The 21,119-nt window shown below is 66.9% G+C and carries 18 protein-coding genes and 1 tRNA gene; 5 read left to right on the top strand and 14 right to left on the bottom strand.

The window, feature by feature from the left end; genetic code table 11:
- Positions 1 to 39: 39 nt before the first annotated feature.
- From GU927_RS03730 to GU927_RS03720, 3 genes are all read right to left on the bottom strand, one after another.
- Positions 40 to 2,703, bottom strand: coding sequence for a phosphoenolpyruvate carboxylase (locus tag GU927_RS03730; protein WP_161761011.1), 2,664 nt, complete (start codon positions 2,701 to 2,703; stop codon positions 40 to 42).
- A 1-nt stretch (position 2,704) separates the two neighbouring features.
- On the bottom strand, positions 2,705 to 3,676 hold the full coding sequence (locus GU927_RS03725) for a 2-hydroxyacid dehydrogenase (protein ID WP_161761010.1): 972 nt from the start codon (positions 3,674 to 3,676) through the stop codon (positions 2,705 to 2,707).
- Between the two features lie 68 nt (positions 3,677 to 3,744).
- On the bottom strand, positions 3,745 to 4,989 hold the full coding sequence (locus GU927_RS03720; RefSeq protein WP_217765521.1) for an aminotransferase class V-fold PLP-dependent enzyme: 1,245 nt from the start codon (positions 4,987 to 4,989) through the stop codon (positions 3,745 to 3,747).
- A 247-nt stretch (positions 4,990 to 5,236) separates the two neighbouring features.
- Between GU927_RS03720 and GU927_RS03715 the strand changes: the two genes are divergently transcribed.
- The 3 genes from GU927_RS03715 to GU927_RS03705 all read left to right on the top strand — a co-directional run bounded on the left by GU927_RS03715 (position 5,237) and on the right by GU927_RS03705 (position 8,201).
- Positions 5,237 to 5,884 (top strand): response regulator transcription factor, encoded by a 648-nt coding sequence (locus GU927_RS03715; RefSeq protein WP_217765520.1) that lies wholly within the window; start codon positions 5,237 to 5,239, stop codon positions 5,882 to 5,884.
- A 90-nt stretch (positions 5,885 to 5,974) separates the two neighbouring features.
- The gene (locus tag GU927_RS03710) at positions 5,975 to 6,952 is read left to right on the top strand and encodes an HpcH/HpaI aldolase/citrate lyase family protein (RefSeq protein WP_161761009.1); all 978 of its coding nucleotides are present in this window, start codon (positions 5,975 to 5,977) and stop codon (positions 6,950 to 6,952) included.
- A 4-nt stretch (positions 6,953 to 6,956) separates the two neighbouring features.
- Positions 6,957 to 8,201, top strand: coding sequence for a glycerate kinase type-2 family protein (locus tag GU927_RS03705; protein WP_161761008.1), 1,245 nt, complete (start codon positions 6,957 to 6,959; stop codon positions 8,199 to 8,201).
- A 189-nt stretch (positions 8,202 to 8,390) separates the two neighbouring features.
- Here the strand turns inward: GU927_RS03705 and GU927_RS03700 are convergent, their stop codons facing one another.
- The 7 genes from GU927_RS03700 to cycA all read right to left on the bottom strand — a co-directional run bounded on the left by GU927_RS03700 (position 8,391) and on the right by cycA (position 17,802).
- Positions 8,391 to 9,428: a GlxA family transcriptional regulator gene (locus GU927_RS03700; RefSeq protein ID WP_161761007.1), complete on the bottom strand. Its 1,038-nt coding sequence runs from the start codon at positions 9,426 to 9,428 to the stop codon at positions 8,391 to 8,393.
- Between the two features lie 119 nt (positions 9,429 to 9,547).
- The gene (gene gcvP, locus GU927_RS03695) at positions 9,548 to 12,394 is read right to left on the bottom strand and encodes an aminomethyl-transferring glycine dehydrogenase (RefSeq protein ID WP_161761006.1); all 2,847 of its coding nucleotides are present in this window, start codon (positions 12,392 to 12,394) and stop codon (positions 9,548 to 9,550) included.
- Positions 12,395 to 12,404: 10 nt separating this feature from the next.
- A complete protein-coding gene (gcvH, locus tag GU927_RS03690; protein WP_217765526.1) occupies positions 12,405 to 12,764 on the bottom strand; it encodes a glycine cleavage system protein GcvH in 360 nt (119 codons plus the stop codon).
- A gap of 14 nt (positions 12,765 to 12,778) precedes the next feature.
- Entirely contained in the window at positions 12,779 to 13,915 is a 1,137-nt protein-coding gene (gene gcvT, locus GU927_RS03685; RefSeq protein WP_161761004.1) for a glycine cleavage system aminomethyltransferase GcvT, read from the bottom strand.
- Entirely contained in the window at positions 13,908 to 14,870 is a 963-nt protein-coding gene (gene lipA, locus GU927_RS03680; RefSeq protein WP_161761003.1) for a lipoyl synthase, read from the bottom strand. Before lipA ends, gcvT begins: the two co-directional genes overlap by 8 nt.
- A 10-nt stretch (positions 14,871 to 14,880) precedes the next feature.
- Positions 14,881 to 16,269: a dihydrolipoyl dehydrogenase gene (gene lpdA, locus GU927_RS03675; RefSeq protein WP_161761002.1), complete on the bottom strand. Its 1,389-nt coding sequence runs from the start codon at positions 16,267 to 16,269 to the stop codon at positions 14,881 to 14,883.
- 72 nt (positions 16,270 to 16,341) lie between these two features.
- Complete coding sequence (gene cycA, locus GU927_RS03670; protein ID WP_161761001.1) at positions 16,342 to 17,802, bottom strand: D-serine/D-alanine/glycine transporter; 1,461 nt, start codon at positions 17,800 to 17,802, stop codon at positions 16,342 to 16,344.
- A 264-nt stretch (positions 17,803 to 18,066) separates the two neighbouring features.
- Between cycA and GU927_RS03665 the strand changes: the two genes are divergently transcribed.
- Positions 18,067 to 18,987 carry a LysR family transcriptional regulator gene (locus GU927_RS03665; RefSeq protein WP_332838484.1) on the top strand — a complete coding sequence of 307 codons (921 nt, stop codon included), beginning with the start codon at positions 18,067 to 18,069 and terminating at the stop codon, positions 18,985 to 18,987.
- A 172-nt stretch (positions 18,988 to 19,159) separates the two neighbouring features.
- Here the strand turns inward: GU927_RS03665 and GU927_RS03660 are convergent.
- Positions 19,160 to 19,236, bottom strand: a tRNA-His gene (locus tag GU927_RS03660).
- Between the two features lie 118 nt (positions 19,237 to 19,354).
- On the opposite strand from GU927_RS03660, the gene GU927_RS03655 reads away from it, so the two are divergent.
- Complete coding sequence (locus GU927_RS03655) at positions 19,355 to 19,567, top strand: DUF6324 family protein (RefSeq protein ID WP_161760999.1); 213 nt, start codon at positions 19,355 to 19,357, stop codon at positions 19,565 to 19,567.
- 1 nt (position 19,568) lies between these two features.
- On the opposite strand, the gene GU927_RS03650 is transcribed toward GU927_RS03655, so the two are convergent.
- The 3 genes from GU927_RS03650 to GU927_RS03640 form a co-directional block, all read right to left on the bottom strand.
- Positions 19,569 to 20,039, bottom strand: coding sequence for an MmcB family DNA repair protein (locus tag GU927_RS03650; protein WP_217765518.1), 471 nt, complete (start codon positions 20,037 to 20,039; stop codon positions 19,569 to 19,571).
- A gap of 284 nt (positions 20,040 to 20,323) precedes the next feature.
- Positions 20,324 to 20,617, bottom strand: a complete 294-nt coding sequence (locus GU927_RS03645) for a hypothetical protein (RefSeq protein WP_161760997.1) — start codon at positions 20,615 to 20,617, stop codon at positions 20,324 to 20,326.
- A gap of 107 nt (positions 20,618 to 20,724) precedes the next feature.
- Entirely contained in the window at positions 20,725 to 21,051 is a 327-nt protein-coding gene (locus GU927_RS03640; RefSeq protein ID WP_161760996.1) for a hypothetical protein, read from the bottom strand.
- Positions 21,052 to 21,119: the final 68 nt, after the last annotated feature.

The following is a 21,119-nucleotide window of genomic DNA, read 5'->3' as shown; positions in this document are numbered from 1 at the left end:
GGACTTCCGCCTCGCTCCCGCCATGGACCCCGCCCGGCCCTACCCCGTCCAGCCCAGCCCCGCCGCGATGCAGTTCATCGACTGCATCAGCGGGATATGGGTACGGCCCTTCGCCTCGGTCCGCGTGCGACGCAAAAGCGCGACCTGCAAGCGGTTGATCCGGTCCAGATCGGGCCGCGCTCCGGCAAAGCGTAGGTGCATGTTGGGAAAGCGCGCGCCGGGTTCGGCGTTGCCCGTCAGGTCGCGCAGCGCGTCCAGCGACAGCGCATGTTCCGCGCGGATGCGCCCAAGGATCAGGTCGCGCGTTGCCGCATCCTCCACCAGTCCGGCATAGGCGGCACCGATTTCGAGATCCGTCAGCATCAGCGACTTCTCCACCTCGTCCACCATAAGCCTGAACAGGCGGTGCCGGTCGAACATGGCGGCAAGCAACCTGTCCCCCGCCGCCCCGCGCACCCGCCGGAAGGCCGCAATCGCCGAGCCGAAGCCGTACCAGCCCGACACCATGTGCCGGTTCTGCGACCATGCAAAGACCCATGGAATGGCCCGCAGATCCGCCAGCGACCGCGCCCCGAAGCGGCGCGGCGGGCGCGAGCCGATCTTGAGCATGGCCAGTTCCTCGACCGGACTGGCCTGCTGGAAATAGTCGATGAAGCCCGGCGATTGCAAAAGCGCGCTGTAGGCGGTCTGCGACAGGCCCGAGAGCGCCTCCAACGCGTCGATATGTTCGGGATCGGCGGCGGGCTGCACCGTCTGGGGCAGATGGCGCAGGACGGAAGAGGCAAGCAGTTCCAGCTGGTTCACCGCCGTGCCGCGGTTGGCGTATTTCGACGACACCACCTCGCCCTGTTCGGTCAGACGCAGCCGCCCCTGCACCGTGCCCAGAGGCTGGGCCGCGATGGCCCGTCCCGTGGGCGCGCCGCCACGGCTGACCGACCCGCCGCGGCCGTGGAAGAAGACAGGCCGCAGCCCGTGGCGGGCAAGCGTCTGCGTCAGTCGGCGCTGCGCCTTATCCAGTTCCCATGTCGAGCAGAGGAAACCGCCGTCCTTGTTGCTGTCCGAATAGCCCAGCATGATTTCCACCGTCGCATCCGCCGACCGCAAGCTGCGCTGCGCCAGTGGCACCTTCAGCAACGCGTCGAACACCGCAGGCGCATTGCGCAGGTCTTCGATCGTCTCGAACAGCGGCACCACCCGCAGGTCCAGCTTTTCCGCCCCGAAACCGGCATGGCGGGCCAGCAGGTAGACGCCGAGGATGTCGTCGGCCGAGCGTGTCATGGACAGGATGAAGGGACCGATGGAGTCGGGATCGTCCGACACCCGCGCCTCGCGCATCAGCGCCAGCAGGTCGAGAAGTTCGTTCGCCTCGGCGCCCAGCCTGCGCCGTTCCGCAAAGGTCAGGGCGGGGCGGCCCAGCTCCTCGCGCAGGCGGCGGGACCATTCGGGGCTCCCGAAGGGGGGGGCCGTACCCGTCAGCGCCCATATTTCCGTCAGCACCGCCGTGGTGACTGTAGAATTCTGCCGCACATCCAGCGTGGCGGTGCGGAAGCCGAAAGTTTCCGCCTGCCAGCGCAGGGACGCCAGATAGCGCAGCGCCAGACGGTCCGCCCCGATGGCCATCAGCCCCTGTTCCAGCGCCGCCAGATCGGCGGTGAACTGCGCGACCGAGGCATAGCCCCCCGCCCCGCCCCCGACCATCGCGCGCAGGCGTTCGGCGATGACGGTCAGGCCCTGCCGGAACACCTCGCCGGGGTTGCGGGCGGCAAGTTCGGCGGCCTGCGGGCTTTGGTCGATCACGGCGCGGATGCGCGCCTCTGCCTCGGGCGGCAGGGCCACGATGCGCGATGTGATGGAGATGCGCGCGGCGGCGGCGGTGACGCCGTCGAGATAGCGTTGCAGGATGGCCCTGCGCGCACGCGTCAGCGCCTCGCGCGTCACCTCCGTCGTGACGTTGGGATTGCCGTCGCGGTCGCCGCCGATCCACGAGTGGAACTTGACGCAAGGGGTGATCGCCAGCCCGTCGCCAAACCGCTCCCGGCCCGCCGCGATGAAGCGTTCAAAGAGCTGCGGCACAGCGTCATAGATCGCATCCCGATAGAATTGCAGGCCCCATTCGATCTCGTCCCGCAGGCTTGGCCGTTCCAGCCGCAATTCGCCCGTCATCCACAGCAGGTCGATTTCGCCTTCAATATCCGAAAGGATGTCGTCGCGTTCGCGGGGGGTCCAGCGCTGGGTTTCCAGCGACACCAGCAGCCGGTAGATGCGGCGGTGGATTTCCAGCACGGTGACGCGCTTCGCCTCGGTCGGGTGGGCGGTGATCGTGGGGCCGACCGACAGCTTGGCGGTCAGCGCCGAAAATTCCGCCTGCGTCATGGCGGGGTCCATCTCGGCCATGGCCTGCGCGAAACTGCCCTCCACCCCCGATGCGCCCTGCGTCGCCTCGACCAGACGGCGGGCGCGCATGGCGGTGTTCTCGTCGACAATACGCTTGAGCTGGAACCAGATGTTGATCGCCTGAAGGCAGGGGATCGCCGCGTCGCCTTCGGGCAGGATCAGCCCAGGATCGCGCACGAGGTCCAGCACCTGCGGCGCGCGTCGGGCGATGACGTTGCACCACAGCCGGTGCAGCTCGTCGCGGAAGGCATCGGCCTGCCGGTCTTCAAAGACAGGGGCGGGGTCGGCGGGGCTGGGCAGCGCCGTCATCTCAGACCACCCTGTCGCGCGGGGGGCGCCCTTCGAAGAAGGCGGTCAGGTTCTCCACCGCGCGGAACCCCATCGCCTCGCGCGTGGCGCGGGAGGCCGAACCCAGATGCGGCAGCAGTACGGTATTCGGCGCGGAGAGCAGGTCGTCCGGAACGTGCGGTTCGCGGTCAAACACATCCAGCCCCGCCCCTGCGATGGTGCCCGCGCGCAGGGCGGCGGCCAGCGCGGTTTCGTCCACCACCTCGCCCCGCGCGGTGTTGACGAGGAAGGCCCCCTTGCGCATCAGGCCAAGACGCCGTGCGTCGATCAGGTGGCGGTTCGCCGCCCCGCCCGGACAGTGGAGCGAGACGAAATCGCACAGCGGCAGCAGCTCGTCGACCGATCCGACCTGCACCGCACCGTAGCGGGCAAGGGTTTCTTCGGCCACGCGGGACCGGTTCTGCACGACGATCCGCATGCCAAAGCCGAAATGCGCGCGCTGCGCCACGGCCTGCCCGATCCGGCCAAAGCCGATGATCCCCAGCGTCGCGCCCGTTACCTTTGTCCCGATCAGGTGGGTGGGCCGCCATCCGGCCCAGCGTCCCTCGCGCAGTTCACGCTCCCCCTCGCCCGCGCGTCGCGCGACCGACAGAAGCAGCGTCATGGCGATGTCGGCGGTGCAGTCGGACAGGACATCGGGCGTGTTCGTCACCACCACACCGGCGGCCCTGGCGGCCTCGGTGTCGATATGGGAAAAGCCCACGCCGTAATTGGCAAGGATCTTCGTCCGTACCGCCCCGCCCGCAAAAACCGCCGCCGACAGCCGGTCCGTCACGGTGGGAAGGATCGCGTCATAGTCCCGCATCGCGGCGCGCAAGGCCTCTTCGCCCAGCGGCGTGTCGGGGGTGTTGAGGTGCAGGTCGAAATCCTCGGCCAGCTTGCGCTCCACCGCCTCGGGCCATCTGCGCGTCACGAGAATCTTCGGTCTGGTCATCCTGTCCCCCTCGTTGCTTCCCAAAGGCCGAACCGCCCTGCAAAGGACATGGTCCGGCCCGCCCGCCCTCAGGCCGCGGCGCGCGTCGCGTAATGGTCGCGCAGCGCGGCCAACGCGGCACCAAGGTCGGCGCCCGCCCCCATCTCGTTCATCGCGGCACCGAAGCGTTCGACGATGTCAGTAATGGCCGCGACCGAAAGCTGGTTCAGGATACCGATCCGCACCTGCACCGGTTCCGAGAGCGTGGGCCAGATGCCAAAGCCGCGCGACCGGCACATGGCGACCAGATCCTTCTCGCGCCCCGCCAGCGCGGGCGGCAGGTTCAGCACGACAAGACTTGTCATGTTCGAGGTCACGTCGCAGCCCAGCGCGATGACGGCCTTGCGCAGCGCCGCCTCGTGATGGGCGTAATCCGCCGCCTTCTGCGCCTTGCCATGTTGCAGGTTGATCCGCAGCGCCTCGTGAAAGGCGGCGACGGCATAGCCGGAATGGGTGCGGTGATAGGTGCCTGCAGGCGCGTCCTTGCCGTCAAGGATGCCCCAGTGCCGCGCCTCGAGGATCGGGTGGTGCACATAGCTGGGGCAGCCATTCGCCCGCAGATGCGCGATGTAGCGGTCGCTGAAGGAAACCGGCGCATAGGTCAGCGGCAGGCAGAGCACGCCCTTTTGCGGGCAGGAGGCCCAGCCCGCCACGCCCGGATAGTCGTCGATGCTGAAATCCGCGATTCCCAGCGACGACACCGCATCCACCAGCCCCATCACGCCATGCTTCACGCAGGCATCCGAAAAGGCGCGCAGGTCGTTGATCCGGCCCGATCCGGTTTCCCAATGCGCCATGACGGCCCATGTCGGCTTGTGCGCCGCCAGCGCCGCCTCGATCACATCCGCGGTGACGGATTGCCCGTGCGGGACGTTGACGACGGTCACGTTGGCGGGTTTGGGATCCATGCTATTGGCCGCCAGATCCTCGCGCGTGGCGGCCTTCATCCGCACGGTCAAGGCGTCGATCCCGCTGAAGGTGCCGTTGACGAAGGCCACGACCGTATCCCCCGGCAGGATGGCCGAGAAGAGGCAGTCCAGCCCGCTCCACCCGGTTCCGGCGACCCCGAAGGTGTGGACGTTCCGCGTCCCCCAGACCGAGCGCAGCATGTGCTTGCATTCGATCATCCCGCGCAGGACATCGGCCTGCATGTGATCGGCCAGCCCCGCATTGGCAAAGCTGGCCAGCACGCGGGCATCGGTATTTCCGGGCCCGGGACCGGCGGCCAGGGTTTCGGGGATGGTCAACTGCGGGAAGATCTGCATCTCGGTCATCTGGGCCTCATTTGACTATATCCGCGCCGGATATGGGTTGCGGGGATCACGGGCAGTGCATGGCAGGCACGTTTTTCACCCATGATAAAAATTTATAAACAAGATGAAATTTCATCGACGGACCGCGCAACACCCGTTTATCCTGCCCGCAACAAATCTTTCGGGTGGGCGCAGACCTACCCGAACCGGCAAATCGCCATAGCTATGGCCAAGACCCGCCCCGCAGGCGGGTCGAGAGGAGGAAGTGATGGACGAACCACCTCCGGTTGGCTGGTCCAGCCGCATTCCGGTGCTGCTGGGCGACGACAACCCGCTGATTCTTTCCGCCCTGTCCGAAGTCTTCGGACGCGACCCCCGCTTCACGCTGGCAGGCAGCGCCGCGACGGCAGAAACATTCCTCGCCCAGGCCGCCAATGGCGCGGCCGACCTTGGCGTCGTCAGCTGGACCCTGCCCGTGCTTGGCGCGCAAAAGCTGATCGACCTCTTGCGCGACACTCCCGATGCGCCGCGCGTCGTGGTCTACGGCGACGCCGGCCCCGATGTCGCGCGCAAGGCCATGGCGGCAGGTGCGGCAGGTTTCGCCGCGCGCTCGGCCCCGGTGGAGGTGCTGGTGGATACCTGCCTTGCCGTGGCACGGGGGCAGATGGTGTTTCCCTTCCTCGACGTGCGCCGTCTGCATCAGGACCCGATCAACCTGCTGTCACGGCGCGAGCGCATCCTTCTGGAACTGCTGGCAGGCGGACGGACCAACCGCGAACTCGCCCGAAAGCTGGACATCAGCGAGAACACGGTCAAATTCCACCTCTCGAACCTCTTCGAAAAGCTGGCCGTGAAGAACCGCGCGCAGGCCATCGCCTTCTATTACGGAAGTGCGGCGGGGAAGGAGATAACATAAGGTAAAATTTTTTTCTTGACTGGAAACACGTCCTGCGGGGATGCCTATGGTACAGCCCGCCCCATTCCGCACCCTTGCAAGGAGTCCAGCATGTCCTTCCACGTCATCCAGCAGGCCCCCGCCCGCCTCAACCGCAGCGAGCTGGCCGTTCCGGGCAGTGCGCCGCAGATGTTCGAAAAGGCGGCGCAATCCGATGCCGACGTGATCTTCCTCGATCTGGAGGACGCCGTCGCACCCGATGACAAGGCACAGGCGCGCAAGAACATCATCAAGGCCCTGAACGAGATGGACTGGGGCAAGAAGACCATGTCGGTCCGCATCAACGGGCTGGATACGCATTACATGTACCGCGATGTGGTGGATGTGGTGGAACAGGCGGGCGAACGGCTTGACCTCATCATGATCCCGAAGGTCGGCACTGCCGCCGATGTCTATGCCGTGGACATGATCGTGACCCAGATCGAAGACGCGATGGGCTACAGGAAAAGGATCGGCTTCGAACACATCATCGAGACCGCCTTGGGGATGCAGAACGTGTCCGAGATCGCCGCCGCGTCCAAACGCAACGAAAGCCTGCATTTCGGCGTGGCGGACTATGCCGCCTCGACCCGCGCGCGCACCACGATCATCGGTGGTGTGAACCCCGATTACTCAATCCTGACCGACCCGCTGGTCGATGGCAGCCGCGCCGTGCATTGGGGCGACATGTGGCACTACGCGCTGGCCCGGATGGTGGTCGCCGCCCGTGCCAATGGCCTGCGCCCCGTGGACGGACCTTTCGGCGACTTCTCGGATCCCGAAGGCTACCGCGCCGCCGCCCGCCGCGCCGCCGTCCTGGGATGCGAGGGGAAATGGGCCATCCACCCCAGCCAGATCGCCATGGCGAACGAGGTGATGAGCCCCAGCGAGGCCGAAGTCACCCGCGCCAAGCGCATCCTCGAGGCGATGGAAAAGGCCGCGGCCGAGGGGAAGGGTGCCGTGTCGCTGGACGGTCGCCTGATCGACTACGCCTCCATCCGTCAGGCCGAAGTGCTGGTCCAGAAGGCCCGCCAGATCGCGGGGGCCTGATCCGATGGGATTGCGCGACAGGGCAAGACAGCTTTTCGACGTCGCCTGCCGGGCGGCGGATCCCGGTCTTGCCCTGACGCGCGCCCTGCGCGACGCGCCCCTGCCCCGGCCCGATGCGGGCGGGCGGCTGATCGTTGTCGCGGTGGGCAAGGCCGCCGTACCCATGGCCGAGGCGCTGATCGCCGCCCTGCCCGATCCGGCGCAGGCGGTGGTTCTGGTCGTCACGAATTACGAGAATGCGCGGCCCGTGGCAGGGGCCGAGGTGATGGCCGCCGGTCACCCCGTGCCCGATGCCAACGGCGCCGCCGCCGCCGTGGCGGTGGAACGGCTGCTGGCGGCTGCGTCCGAAGCCGACCGCGTGGTTGCCCTCGTCTCGGGCGGGGGATCGGCGCTGCTGCCCGCTCCTGTCGACGGTGTCACGCTCGGGGACAAGGCAGCGACCAGCCGCCTTTTGCTGGGGGGCGGGCTGGACATCACGCAGATGAATCAGGTCCGGCAGGGCCTGTCGCGTCTGAAAGGCGGCGGCTTCCTGCGCGCCGCCGCCCCCGCACCGGTCTGCGGCTTCATCCTGTCAGACGTGATCGGGGATGACCTGCGCGTCATCGCCTCGGGCCTGACGGTCGCGCCCATCGCCACCCATGCCGCCACACGCGCGCTCTTGCGCGAGGCGGGACTGTGGGACCGCCTGCCGCCATCGGTGCGGACGGCCCTTGCCCGCCCCGACCCCGCCACCGCCCCCCCGCCCGCACGGAACCACCTGATCGGGTCGAACCGACTGAGCCTTGAGGCCGTGCAAGCCGCCGCAGGCCCCTCTGCGCGGATCGCAAGCGACCGCCTGACCGGCGACGTGGCCGACGCCGCCGCCATCATAATCGCCGCCGCGCGCGAGGCAGAGGCGGACGCCTGCCTCATCTTCGGCGGCGAGACGACCGTCACCCTGCGCGGCACCGGCCTTGGCGGGCGCAATCAGGAACTCGCCCTGCGCGTGGCCCTTGCCATGCCCGACCTTGGCCGCGACTGGTGCTTCCTGTCAGGCGGCACGGATGGCCGCGACGGCCCGACCGACGCGGCGGGCGGCTTGGTCGATGCAGGCACACCCCGCCGCCTCCGCGACGCAGGCGTAGACGCGCAGGCGCTCTTGGCCGACAACGACAGCCACCGCGCCCTCGCAGCTGCGGGCGACCTGCTGCTGACGGGGGCCACGGGGACCAATGTGGCGGATGTCCAGATCCTCCTGACGGGGCGCTGAGGGGACAGGTATCGGACCAAAGACTGCGGTCAGTCTAAGGCACGTGCGCAAGTGCACTGATCATTTGAGTTTCGCGTTATGCCCGACCCCCGAGAAGTCGTCCGACCTGCCATGCAAACCCCGCCACGCTGCGCCAAACTCGGCGCGACTGCGTGCATGGCTGAAGCCCGGCAATGGGCCCAGCTTCGATCATCTGCGCCCCAGACCTTGCCGGTGCAAGGCAAAGGGCGAATATCTGGAGGGTGACATGCCAAAGCGTTCACGGAATACCTTGGTGAAGGTACCAAGGGAATTGTAACCGCAAGCCAGCGCAACGTCCTGCACCGGCAGTTCCGTCTGGGCCAGCAAGATACGCGCCTGGTTCAGCCGCACTTCCGTCAGATACTGGATGGGGCGCAGACCAAGATGGATCCGGAACAGCCTCTGGAGCTGGCGGGCAGAGGTGCCGGCGACACTGACCGCCTTGGGAAGACAGTCCGGATCGGCGAAGTTCTGTTCGATCCACTGCACGGCACGGCGCAAGCTGGGATTTCGGCTCTGCACACGCTGGGCCACGGGGGAAGCCTGCGGGGTGGCTTCACCGCGCGGCGAGGTCACAAGGCAGGCGTGCATCGCATCATGGGCAACGGCCTGACCCGCGCTGTCATGGATAAGCCGCAGGCTCAGATCGGCCATGGCAATGCCGCCCGCACAGGTCACGATCCGGCGATCCAGACAGAACAGATTGGCGACAGGCGTCAGCTCCGGCCATTGCGTGGCAAGGATCGGCAGGTGGTCGCGATGCGCCGCAAAGCGGTGCCCGCCAAGGATGCCCGCCCGGGCAAGCGCAAAGATCCCTCCATGCACGGCCCCCACCTGTCGGCCCTGCCGCCAGATGCGTCGAAGATGTCCCGTCAGCACCGACGGCAGATCGGCTTCTGCCGTCTCTCCCCCGACGACCAGGGTCAGGTCCGCCGCGGCATCATCCGACAAGCCGCCATCCACCGGCATTGCGATGCCTTGCGCCGAAACAACCGGCGCGCGGTCAGCCGAAAGAAGCCGCAGCCGGAAGGCCCCGCGCCCGCCCTGACGCCCGGCGACGCGAAAGGGCTCCATCCCCGCGATGAGGGCAAGCATATCGAACCCCGGCAGCAGGACGAAGGCCACGCCGAAGGCAGAGTGACGGACGCCGGACACGGCGCGGGTCGTCCCCTGTTCGGGATCACAGGACCGGGGCAGCGCGTTCATCGGGCAAGACATTCCTTCTTCGTAGTCGGGCCTTCTTCGCAGTCGGGCCTTTTTCGCAATCGGGCCTTTTTCGCAATCGGGCGGCCCGTGCGGGCCGCCCGAACGTTCATGGCAGGCGTTTACTCCGCCGCCTCGGCGTAGCTTTCCAGCGGCGGGCAGGAGCAGATCAGGTGCCGGTCGCCATAGACGTTGTCCACGCGGTTCACCGGCGACCAGTACTTGTCCACCCGGAAGGCCCCTGCGGGGAAGCAGGCGCTTTCGCGGCTGTAGGGGCGGTTCCAGTCACCCACCAGATCCTCCACCGTATGCGGCGCGCGTTTCAGCGGGTTGTCCTCGGGGTCGAGGGTGCCGTTGGCCACCGCATCCACCTCGGCCGCGATGCCGAGCATGGCCGCGATGAAGCGGTCGAGTTCGGCCTTCGGTTCGCTTTCGGTGGGTTCCACCATCAGCGTGCCCGCCACCGGCCAGCTCATCGTCGGCGCATGGAAGCCGCAATCGACCAGACGCTTGGCCACGTCATCCACGGTGATGCCCGCACGGTCCTTCATCACGCGGGTGTCAAGGATGCACTCATGCGCCACGCGCCCACCCGCCGAATAGAGGATCGGGTAAGCAGCCTTCAGGCGGCTGGCGATGTAGTTGGCGTTCAGGATCGCCACCTTCGTCGCCTGCGTCAGCCCCTCGCCGCCCATCAGCAGGCAGTAAGCCCACGAGATGAGCAGGATCGACGCCGACCCGTAGGGTGCTGCCGACACCGCACCCCCATCGGCCAGCATCGGATTGCCGGGCAGGAAGGGGGCGAGATGCGCCTTCACCCCGATCGGGCCCATGCCGGGGCCGCCGCCGCCATGCGGGATGGCAAAGGTCTTGTGCAGGTTCAGGTGCGACACGTCGGACCCGATGTCGCCGGGGCGCGACAGGCCCACCATCGCGTTCATGTTCGCGCCGTCCAGATAGACCTGCCCGCCGTGGCGGTGCGTGATCTCGCAGATCTCGCGCACGGTCGTCTCGAAGACGCCGTGGGTCGAGGGATAGGTGATCATGCAGGCCGCCAGATTGGCCGAATGCGCCTCGGCCTTGGCGCGGAAGTCTTCCACGTCGATGTCGCCATTCGCGGCCACGTTCACCACGACGACCTTCATCCCCACCATCTGCGCCGAGGCAGGGTTGGTGCCATGCGCCGATGTCGGGATCAGGCAGACGTCGCGATGCCCTTCGCCGCGGGCGCGGTGATAGGCCTGGATCGTCAGAAGGCCCGCATATTCGCCCTGCGCGCCCGAATTGGGCTGCATCGAGAAGGCGTCATAGCCGGTGACGAGGCAGAGCTTCGCCTCCAGATCACGCAGCATCTCGGCATAGCCTTCGGTCTGGGAGGCCGGGGCGAAGGGGTGGACGTCGGCGAATTGCGGCCAGCTCAGCGCCATCATCTCGGCCGTGGCGTTCAGCTTCATCGTGCAGGACCCCAGCGGGATCATCGCCCGGTCCAGCGCAAGGTCGCGGTCGGCCAGACGGCGCATGTAGCGCGTCATCTCGGCTTCGGCGCGGTTCATGTGGAAGACCGGATGCGTCAGGTATTCGCTCGTCCGCACCAGCGCGGCAGGCAGGCGATAGTCGTGCGAAAGGTCGTCATCGCGGCGATCTATCCCGAAGGCGGCCCAGATCGCCTCGGTATGGGCGCGGGTCGCGCGTTCGTCATAGGTGATGCCGATCTTCGTCAGCCCGACGCGGCGCAGGTTGATGCCCGCGGCTTCGGCCGATTTCAGGATCGCACCCTGCACGGCACCCACTTCGACCGTGATCGTGTCGAAGAAGGCTGCGGGTTCCACCTTGAACCCCGCCGCTTCCAGACCCTTGGCCAGACGCACCGTCTTGCGGTGGATGCGTTCGGCAATGGCCTTCAGCCCTTCGGGACCGTGGAACACCGCATACATCGACGCCATCACGGCCAGCAGGGCCTGTGCCGTGCAGACGTTCGAGGTCGCCTTTTCGCGCCGGATATGCTGCTCGCGGGTCTGCAGCGACAGACGGTAGGCACGGTTGCCCCGCGCGTCGATGGACACACCCACGATCCGCCCCGGCATGTTCCGCTTCAGCGCGTCCTTGACGGCCATATAGGCCGCGTGCGGACCACCATAGCCCATCGGCACGCCGAAACGCTGGGTGGTGCCGATGGCGATATCCGCCCCCATCTCGCCCGGCGCCTTCAGCACGGTCAGCGCCAGCGGGTCCGCCGCGACGCAGGCCAAGGCGCCCGCCGCATGCAGCTTGGCGATCACATCGGTGAAGTCATGCACATGGCCATAGGTGCCGGGATACTGGAACAGCGCGCCGAACACCTGCGCGGGGTCCAGATCGGCAAAGGGATTGCCCACCACGACCGACCAGCCCAGCGCCTCGGCCCGCGTCTTGACCACGGCGATGGTCTGCGGGTGGCAGTCCTGATCCACGAAGAAGGTCGTGGCCTTCGACTTGGCCGACCGCTGGCACAGCGCCACGGCTTCGGCGGCGGCGGTGCCCTCGTCCAGAAGCGAGGCGTTGGCGACGTCCAGCGCGGTCAGGTCCGCGATCATGGTCTGGAAGTTCAGCAGCGCTTCAAGACGCCCCTGGCTGATCTCCGGCTGATACGGGGTATAGGCCGTATACCACGCCGGATTTTCAAAGATGTTGCGCTGGATCGGCGGCGGCGTGACCGTGCCGTGGTAGCCCTGCCCGATGAAGGACACCATCACGCGGTTCATATCCGCGACCGACCGCAGCTTGGCCAGCACCGCCTGTTCCGACAGCGCCTTGCCCCATGTCATCGGGGTCTTCAGCCGGATATCATCCGGCACGATCTCGTCGATCAGCGCGTCGAGGCTGGACGCGCCCACCGCCTGCAGCATCTCGGCCATCTCGGCCGGAGACGGCCCGATGTGGCGGCGGTTGGCAAAGTCATAGGGGGCGTAAACCGTTTCCTTGTAGGTCATGACCCCGCCCTCACCCGACCAGCGCCAGATAGGCGGCTTCGTCCATCAGAGCCTCGGCCTCCGCCGGATTGGCGAGCTTGAGCTTGAAGAACCAGCCATCAGCCTGCGGCGCCGAATTCACGATCGACGGGTCGTTGCGGATCGCCTCGTTGACCTCGATCACCTCGCCCTCCAGCGGGCAATAGACGTCGGACGCCGCCTTGACGGATTCGACCGTCGCCGCCGCATCGTTCTTGGCCAGCGTCGCGCCCACTTCGGGCAGGTCGACGAAGACAAGGTCGCCCAACTGCTCGACAGCGTGGGTGGTGATGCCGACGGTCGCGACACCGTCAGCAACGTTCAGCCATTCGTGGTCATCGGTGAATTTCAGCATGATGCGTTTCCTCAGCGCTTGTAACGGGGAGTGATGAAGGGAAGGGTTGCAACGGTCACGGCCACGCGCTTGCCGCGCAGGTCCGCAAACAGCCGCGTTCCGGCAGCCGACAGGGCGGTGTCCACATAGCCCATCGCCACAGGAGCTTCGGTCGTCGGGCCAAAACCGCCCGAGGTGATATGCCCGACCGGATCGGTCGAGGTTTCGTCGCGGAACAGCGCCCCGCCACGGATCGGCGCGCGCCCTTCGGGGGCGATGCCGACGCGGCGGCGCGCGGCGCCTGCCTCGAATTCCGGCAGGATCACATCGGCACCGGGGAAGCCGCCCGCACGGGCACCACCCGCACGCCGCACCTTCTGCACGGCCCATTCAAGGGCAGCAGCAACCGGCGTGGTCGTGGTGTCGATGTCATTGCCATAAAGGCAGAGACCAGCCTCAAGCCGCAAACTGTCCCGCGCGCCCAGCCCGATGGGGTGCACATCCGCATTGTCCAGAAGCGCCCGCACAAGGGCGACGGCGGCGCGGGCGGGAACGGAAATCTCGTAGCCGTCCTCGCCCGAATAGCCCGAGCGGGACACGATGCAATCCGCCGACAGGATCGACACGCCGCGCACTTCCATGAAGGCCATTCCGGCCACTTCGGGCGCGAATTTCGCCAGCGCCGCCTCGGCCGCCGGCCCCTGCAGCGCGACCAGCGCGCGGTCGGTCAGCTCCTCGACCTCGCACAAGTCGGACAGATGCGCCCGCATATGCGCCACGTCCTGCGCCTTGCAGGCCGCGTTGACCACGACGAACAGATGGTCGCCACGGTTCGCCACCATCAGGTCGTCAAGGATGCCGCCCTTCTCATCGGTGAACAGCGCGTAACGCTGGCGGCCCTCTTTCAGGCCCAGAATGTCAACCGGCACCAGACGTTCCAGCGCAAGTGCTGCATCCTCGATCCGCCCCGATTTCGGGCGCAGGATCACCTGCCCCATATGGGACACATCGAACAGCCCCGCCTTGGCGCGGGTGTGCAGATGTTCCTTCATCACGCCTTCGGGGAACTGCACCGGCATCTCGTATCCGGCAAAGCCCACCATCTTGCCGCCAAGTTCGATGTTCAGCTCGGTCAGCGGGGTTCGTTTCAAAGGTTCGGCGTCAAACATCGGCATTTTCCTTGGCTTGGGTTGCGGCGGCCCGGCGGGCGGCTTGCAGGCGGGCGAAATCCTCGCCCGCATGGAAGGAGGAACGGGTCATCGGCGTGGCAGAGACGGCAAGAAACCCCTTGGACCGCGCCATGTCGGCGATCCGGCGGAATTCGTCGCGGGGAAGGAAGCGGTCCACCGGATGGTGGTGCGCGGTCGGTTGCAGGTATTGGCCCACGGTGATGAAATCGACGCCCGCAACGCGCATGTCGTCCATCACCTGACGCAGTTCCTCGAAGGTCTCGCCAAGGCCCACCATCAGGCCCGATTTGGTGAAGATGCTCGGATTGCGCCGCTTCGCCTCGTCCAGCAGCCGCAGCGACTGGTAATAGCGCGCGCCGGGCCGGACCGAGGGGTAAAGGCGCGGAACGCATTCCAGATTGTGGTTGAACACATCCGGCGCGGCATCGACCACTTCGGTCCAGGCCTCGCCCTTGTGCAGGAAATCGGGCACCAGCACCTCGATCGTCGTCGCGGGGTTGCGGTGTCGCGTGGCACGGATGGTCTGCGCGAAATGCGCCGCGCCGCCATCCGTCAGGTCGTCGCGGTCAACCGAGGTGATGACAACATGGCGCAGCCCCAGCTTCGCCACCGCATCCGCCACGCGCCCCGGTTCGAACGCGTCCAGCGCGTCGGGACGCCCCGTCGCCACGTTGCAGAAGGAACAGCCGCGCGTGCAGGTCTCGCCCATGATCATCATGGTGGCATGGCGCTGCGACCAGCATTCGCCGCGGTTCGGACAGGCCGCTTCCTCGCAGACGGTGGTCAGCGCATTGTCCTTCAGGATGCGGCGCGTTTCGGCATAGTCGCGGCTGTCGGCGCGCGACACGCGGATCCAGTCCGGTTTGCGCGCCACGCCAGAGGCGGGCCGATGCGCCTTTTCGGGATGGCGCGGCTTGTCGGGAAAATCCTTCATCGCCTCCCCCTCACGCGTGCAGCGGCTTGCCAAGCGCGGCAAGGCAGGCTTCTTTCACCGCCTCGCCCATGCCCGGATGGGCGTGCGAGGACGCGGCAACCTGCGCCAGCGTCGCACCGGTCGCCATGGCCAGCACCAGCTCCTGGATCAGCTCGCCCGCATTGCGGCCAAGGATATGCGCGCCAAGGATGCGGCCCGACTCGGCGCAGCCCAGCACCTTGACCAGCCCGTCCGTCGCCCCCATCGCCCGCGCGCGGCCATTGGCGATGAACTGGAAGCGGCCGACCACATGGGGACGACCCGCCTCTTTCAGCGCCTCTTCCGTGGCGCCAAGGCTGGCAATCTCGGGCGCGGTGTAAACCACGCCGGGCACCAGCCCGTAATCGGGCGCGGCATGGGCGTGACCGGCGATCCCCTCGACCGCCGCGATCCCGTCCTCTTCGGCCTTGTGGGCCAGCATCGGCCCCGGCACCACGTCGCCGATGGCATAGATGCCCGCAACACTGGTGCGGAACTGCCCGTCCACCGCGATGAACCCGCGCCCGTCCAGCGCCACGCCCAGCGCATCCAGCCCCAGCCCCGCCGTGCGCGGGCGGCGACCGATGGCCACCAGCACGGCATCGGCGTCGATCGTCTCGACCGCCCCGTTGTCGCGCCGCTCCACCGTCACGGCGGCCCGTGCGCCCTCGCGCGTGACCGAGGCCACCTTGCGCCCAAGCTGGAAGGCCAGCCCCTGCCGCTGCAACAGGCGTTGCGCGGTCTTTGCAATCTCGCCATCCGCGCCGGGCAGGATGCGGTCAAGGTATTCGACCACCGTCACCTTGGCCCCCAGCCGCGCCCAGACCTCACCAAGCTCCAGCCCGATCACGCCCGCGCCGATCACCACCAGATGCTCCGGCACCCGCCCCAGCGCCAGCGCACCGGTCGAGGTCAGGATGACCTCCTCGTCGACCGATACACCGGGCAGCCCCGCCGGATCGGACCCCGTGGCGATCAGGATGTTCTTCGCGCCAACCACCTCGTCGCCCACCCGCACCTGCCCCGCAGCGGGGATGGTGCCGCGACCGTTCAGCCATTCGACGCCGTTCTTCTTGAACAGATGCGCGATGCCCTTGGTCAGGTCGCCCACCACCTTGTCCTTGCGCGCCATCATCGCGCCAAGATCGAACCCCGCTTCGCCCACGCTGATCCCGTGCGCCGCCAGATGCTTCACCTCGGCCCAGTGCTCGGACGACGACAGCAGCGCCTTCGAAGGAATACAGCCAACATTCAGGCAGGTTCCCCCCAGCGTGGCGCGTTCCTCGACACAGGCGACCGAAAGGCCCAGTTGCGCCGCACGGATCGCGGCCACATAGCCGCCGGGTCCGGCACCGATGACGACAAGATCGAAATTCCGCATGTCAGGCTCCGCAAAGCGCGTTGGGGTGGGGTGGGACGCGGACCTTGGCCCGCGTCCCGTCTGCATCGCCGGTCAGACGGCGGGGTCCGCTTCGTCCAGTTCGTGACGGAAGGCCTCGTACTGCTTCAGATGGCGCGGCTGCTTGCGGATGATGGCCCAAGCCACGCCCAGCACCGCGAACCACACCGGCGTCACCAGCAGCGCCTGCAACGTGTCCGCCTGCTGCGTCAGCGCCCAGATCAGGAAGCCGAAGAAGGCCAGCACCGCCCAGCACATCGCCACGCCGCCCGGCATCTTGAACTTCGACGCCGCGTGCAGCTCGGGCCGCTTCTTGCGATAGGCGATGTAGCTGACCAGGATCATGGTCCAGACGAACATGAACAGCAGCGCCGAGATCGTGGTGACCAGCGTGAAGGCCGCCAGCACCGTCTCGCCCGAGAACAGCAGGAACAGCGAGGTCAGCAGGAACAGGCAGGAGAACAGCAGCGCGTTCACCGGCACGTGGCGGCGGCTCAGCTTGCCGAACAGCGCGGGTGCATCCCCCTCCTGCGCCAGGCCATACACCATGCGCGAGGTGGAATAGATGCCCGAGTTGGCCGAAGACGTGGCCGAGGTCAGCACCACGAAGTTGACGACCGAGGCCGCAACGCCAAGGCCCGCCAGCGCGAACATCGACACAAAGGGGCTCTGGCCCGCCACCATTTCGCGCCAGGGCGTCACCATCATGATGGCAACCAGCGCGCCGATGTAGAACAGCATGACGCGGATCGGAATGGCGCGGATGGCGCGCGGCAGGGTCTTTTCGGGATCCTTCGCCTCGGCCGCCGTTGTGCCGACCAGTTCGATCCCGACAAAGGCAAAGACCGCGATCTGGAAGCCCGCGACAAAACCCATGAAACCCTGCGGGAACATGCCGCCGTCATTCCACAGGTTCGACACCTGCGCCACCGCCCCGTTCGGCGCGACGAAGCCGCGCATCACCATGACGGTCCCCACAAGGACCAGCGCTGCGATGGCGATGATCTTGATGATGGCAAACCAGAATTCCAGCTCGCCAAAGGCCTTCACGGACGGCAGGTTCAGCACGAGCAGCAGCAAGATGGTCGCCAGCGCCGGAATCCACAGCGCCAGTTCCGGCCACCAGAAGGTGAAGTAGCCGGTGATCGCCACGATGTCCGCCACACCCGTCACGATCCAGCAGAACCAGTAGGTCCAGCCGACGAAGAACCCGGCCCAGGGACCGATCAGGTCGGCGGCGAAATCGGCAAAGGATTTGTAATGCAGGTTCGACAGCAGGATTTCCCCCATCGCCCGCATGACGAAATAGAGGAAGAACCCGATGATGGCGTAGACGAACAACACCGAGGGACCGGCAAGCGAGATCGTCTTTCCGGACCCCATGAACAATCCGGTCCCGATGGCCCCGCCGATCGCGATCAGCTGGATATGCCGGTTCGTCAGGTTCCGCTCCAGATGGTCTCCACCATCTGCGGTCTTGCCCCCTTGGCCGCTTTGGCCGCTCGAGGTGGTCATTCGTATCTCTCCTCTCTTATTCCACAGTCCCTCGCACTCCGGCACCGCAGGCGGTGACGGTCCCCGGCGTGCATCGCGCCGGGATGTTCTCGTGCTTGCAAAAGTCGCCTCCTCGACGACCCGCGCTAGAATGGCCGCCCCTCCGGCTGACAGAGATCCGCGCGGGATCAGGCGGTCAGAAACGAAGTGCTGCCGCAGACATCACAGCGGGCGACGCCAAAATAGGAAAACTTTGACATTTGTGAAATTCATAGTACAAAACTTATGTTGAGCGTTGCTAATGATATAACCCGGATGCAAAATATCCCGACGGATCTCCTGCGGACCTTCGTGACAGCCATCGACCATGGCAGCTTTACCCGTGCGGCAGGCATCGTCGGACGCACCCCCTCGGCTGTCAGTCTCCAGATCAAGCGACTGGAAGAGACAGTGAATGCCGTGCTTTTCCAAAGGGATGCTCATAACCTGCACCTCACCTCGGAAGGCCGCACCGTGGCGCAGCATGCGCGGCGCATCCTTGCCTTGAATGACCAGATCATCGCCAGTCTGCGGCAACCCACGGTCGCCGGCCGCGTCCGTCTGGGCGCGCCGCACGAATACACGGCCTCCCTTTTGCCCGACTTCCTCGGCAAATTCGCGCAGACCCATCCCAACGTGATGCTCGAGGTGACGAGCGACCTGAGCAAGAATCTCCTGCGCCGCCAGCTTGCCGGAGAGTTCGATCTGGTCGTCGCCCTCCACGAGGATTCGTCCGAGGAAGGGGGGACATCGATCCACAACGAACCGTTGGTCTGGGTCGGCAGCGAGGATCATTCGAGCCACACCCGCAGCCCGCTGCCGCTCGTCCTCGCGCCGCCGCCCTGCATCTATCGCACGCGCATGCTGCGCGGACTGAACCAGATCGACCACCCCTGTCGGATCGTCTATCTCAGCTCCAGCTACAACGGAATTTCCGCGGCGGTGCAGGCTGGAATTGGCATCACCGCCATGGCAGCCAGCACCATCCCGCCCGGAACGAAAAGCCTGACCGAGGCGGACGGGCTTCCGCCCCTGGGCCATCTGCAACTGCGCCTGCACCGCATGGCGGGCATCAGGTCCGAAGCCCTTTCGCGCCTCGAGGAATACATCGCCGGCAGCTTCGCCAACTCCGCTCCGCCGCGCGCCAGCGTCAGGGGCGGCGACTGAAACGGGGCCGATCGACTGGTGACGGAAGGGGTGATCCAGCCTCACCGGTTGCCGTGCCCGATCCCGCGGCGCATCCCCGCGGCGCGCCACGCCCCAGCCCTCTGCCTGCGACCCACGGCAAAACGGGCCGCCCGGGGGCCTGCACTTCGTCCAACAAAACAGGTGGTTCAGATGGTACCGCCTCCCCGGCTCGAACGGGGGACCCCCAGATCCACAATCTGGTGCTCTAACCAACTGAGCTAAGGCGGCACTTGCGGGGGCGTTTACCCCTGCCGTCAGGGGATTGCAAGAGGCGGAATGCACCCCATGCCTTGCCTCTGCCCCGCGCCCGCGCTACGCCAGTCCAAGACCGGACAGGAGGCCACCCATGGGCATCGACAAGCAAAGCGACATCGCCGCCAATATCCAGATCGGGCCCACCGATCTCGGCATGGTCCGCATCTATGTCGAGGCCGAGGGCGGCATCGAACTGCCGCTGGACTTCGACCCCGACGAGGCCGAGGAAATCGCCGAGGAACTCCGCGCCGCGGCCGAGGCCGCCCGCAGCATGGGCACAGGCGCCAAGCCCAAGCGCCGCTGAGTCAGACCCAGCCCGCCCCCGAACCGAAGGCAGCGGGGTCGCGCAGGGCCTGCAGCCGTGTCGCGGCATGGCGGGCGAATTTCTGCACCATGACCTTGCGCCGCGCGGGGGCCAGCGGCGTTTCCGGTCCCATCCGCAAGACTTCGGCATCATAGGGATCGGCCAGAATCAGCCCCGTCTCGGCAGGTAGCAGCTCGACAGGAAACTCGGCATCCACGGCCCAGAAGAACCGGTCGCACCAATCCAGATAATGCTGCCACTTGCGATCCGACCGGTAATCCGCGCGGCCCGACTTGCATTCCACCACCCAGACCTCGCCCCGCGGGCCCAGAGCCATGACATCCACCCGCAGTCCCGGCGCGGGCACCAGTTCCTCCACCGTCACGAAATCCATTCCGCGCAGCGCACGGCAGACCCCGCGCGCAAGGCGCTGGCCGGGCATGGCGGGCAGGGTGTCCACGGTCTGGTCCATGGCGCCAAACATGAACCAATCGTGAACATCGCGCAAGACCCCGCCGGCATTGCACCCAGCACGGCCCGCCGCGCTTGCGCCCGTGCCCCCTTCGCCCTATCTCGGTGGGTGGCGGGTGCTGCTCTTCGCGTGTGAGGCTCTTTTCCAGTGGCCGATAAGCAAGCGAACGGGGGCTGGCTCTGGCAGGATTCTGGTCCTGCTACCTGGCGCCCACCTGAGACCTCTGGCTCTCGGGAAAACCATGCCGTCCACGGCTGCTGCGGGCCCGCCACCCGCCCCTTCCCTCAGTCGTCGCGGCGGTCGCGCGGGCTGCGGCCCCGGCCATGCCGCCGACGGTGTTCCACCGCGCGGTCCTCCGCCACGTCCAGCAGCACCACCCGCACCGCGAACTGCACCGACGAGAACAGCCCCCCGAAGAACAGCACGACCATGCCCGCGGCCAGAAAGCCTCCCTCGGCCCCCAGCACCAGCCGTTGCAGATGCGCGATGTCCAGCACCACCAGCACGGCCATGAAAGCCACGGCAAGGGCCAGCCCGACCAGAACGCTGTCGATGTAAAGGCGGATGAGCTTCGGCATGGCTGACCTCCCGTCCATGGAAAACCAACTAGGGGCCATCGGTTCCCTGTCCAGTCGCACACTTGCACGAAGGACAGGGGAAATGCCTGAAACGTCCTGACGCCCGCTTAACGGCGGCTGCGCGGCTGGCCGACCCGCGCCTTGGCGACGACCGGCACGCGCACCGGCACCAGCGCCCTGCCCTGCCTGCGGCCACCGCGCAGGGTATCGCTGCGCTCGGCCATGCCCATCACGGCATAGGCGAACTGCGCCCCCGCAAAGATGATCCCGTTGAAAACGATCATCATCGCCGCCGCCACCGCGCCCATCTCGGACCCCAGGATCAACCCCCGCAGCCCCGCCACATCCAGCGCGACCAGCGCCACGACGAACCCGCAGGCCAGGCCGAAGCCGATGGCGATGCTCTGGATATACAGACGGACAAGCTTCGGCATGGCGCGACTCCCGTGATCATCAAGGGAAAGCCTAGCCCCCTTGCGCCGGATCGCCAGCCCCATTTTGC

It is taken from the genome of Paragemmobacter amnigenus (genome assembly GCF_009908265.2).
Classification (GTDB): Bacteria; Pseudomonadota; Alphaproteobacteria; order Rhodobacterales; family Rhodobacteraceae; genus Paragemmobacter; species Paragemmobacter amnigenus.
Note: the sequence above shows the minus strand (reverse complement) of the source record. Positions and strands in the feature narration are given on the sequence as shown.

Excerpts from the sequence above, each read along its gene's own strand:
- GU927_RS03645 (WP_161760997.1), bottom strand. The coding sequence starts at position 20,617 with ATGCCGAAGCTCATCCGCCTTTACATCGACAGCGTTCTGGTCGGGCTG.
- GU927_RS03715 (WP_217765520.1), top strand. The coding sequence starts at position 5,237 with ATGGACGAACCACCTCCGGTTGGCTGGTCCAGCCGCATTCCGGTGCTG.
- GU927_RS03720 (WP_217765521.1), bottom strand. The coding sequence starts at position 4,989 with ATGACCGAGATGCAGATCTTCCCGCAGTTGACCATCCCCGAAACCCTG.
- GU927_RS03655 (WP_161760999.1), top strand. The coding sequence starts at position 19,355 with ATGGGCATCGACAAGCAAAGCGACATCGCCGCCAATATCCAGATCGGG.
- gcvP (WP_161761006.1), bottom strand. The coding sequence starts at position 12,394 with ATGACCTACAAGGAAACGGTTTACGCCCCCTATGACTTTGCCAACCGC.
- GU927_RS03640 (WP_161760996.1), bottom strand. The coding sequence starts at position 21,051 with ATGCCGAAGCTTGTCCGTCTGTATATCCAGAGCATCGCCATCGGCTTC.
- GU927_RS03710 (WP_161761009.1), top strand. The coding sequence starts at position 5,975 with ATGTCCTTCCACGTCATCCAGCAGGCCCCCGCCCGCCTCAACCGCAGC.
- lpdA (WP_161761002.1), bottom strand. The coding sequence starts at position 16,269 with ATGCGGAATTTCGATCTTGTCGTCATCGGTGCCGGACCCGGCGGCTAT.
- lipA (WP_161761003.1), bottom strand. The coding sequence starts at position 14,870 with ATGAAGGATTTTCCCGACAAGCCGCGCCATCCCGAAAAGGCGCATCGG.
- gcvT (WP_161761004.1), bottom strand. The coding sequence starts at position 13,915 with ATGTTTGACGCCGAACCTTTGAAACGAACCCCGCTGACCGAGCTGAAC.
- GU927_RS03700 (WP_161761007.1), bottom strand. The coding sequence starts at position 9,428 with ATGAACGCGCTGCCCCGGTCCTGTGATCCCGAACAGGGGACGACCCGC.
- GU927_RS03705 (WP_161761008.1), top strand. The coding sequence starts at position 6,957 with ATGGGATTGCGCGACAGGGCAAGACAGCTTTTCGACGTCGCCTGCCGG.
- cycA (WP_161761001.1), bottom strand. The coding sequence starts at position 17,802 with ATGACCACCTCGAGCGGCCAAAGCGGCCAAGGGGGCAAGACCGCAGAT.
- GU927_RS03665 (WP_332838484.1), top strand. The coding sequence starts at position 18,067 with ATGTTGAGCGTTGCTAATGATATAACCCGGATGCAAAATATCCCGACG.
- GU927_RS03650 (WP_217765518.1), bottom strand. The coding sequence starts at position 20,039 with ATGGACCAGACCGTGGACACCCTGCCCGCCATGCCCGGCCAGCGCCTT.
- GU927_RS03725 (WP_161761010.1), bottom strand. The coding sequence starts at position 3,676 with ATGACCAGACCGAAGATTCTCGTGACGCGCAGATGGCCCGAGGCGGTG.
- GU927_RS03730 (WP_161761011.1), bottom strand. The coding sequence starts at position 2,703 with ATGACGGCGCTGCCCAGCCCCGCCGACCCCGCCCCTGTCTTTGAAGAC.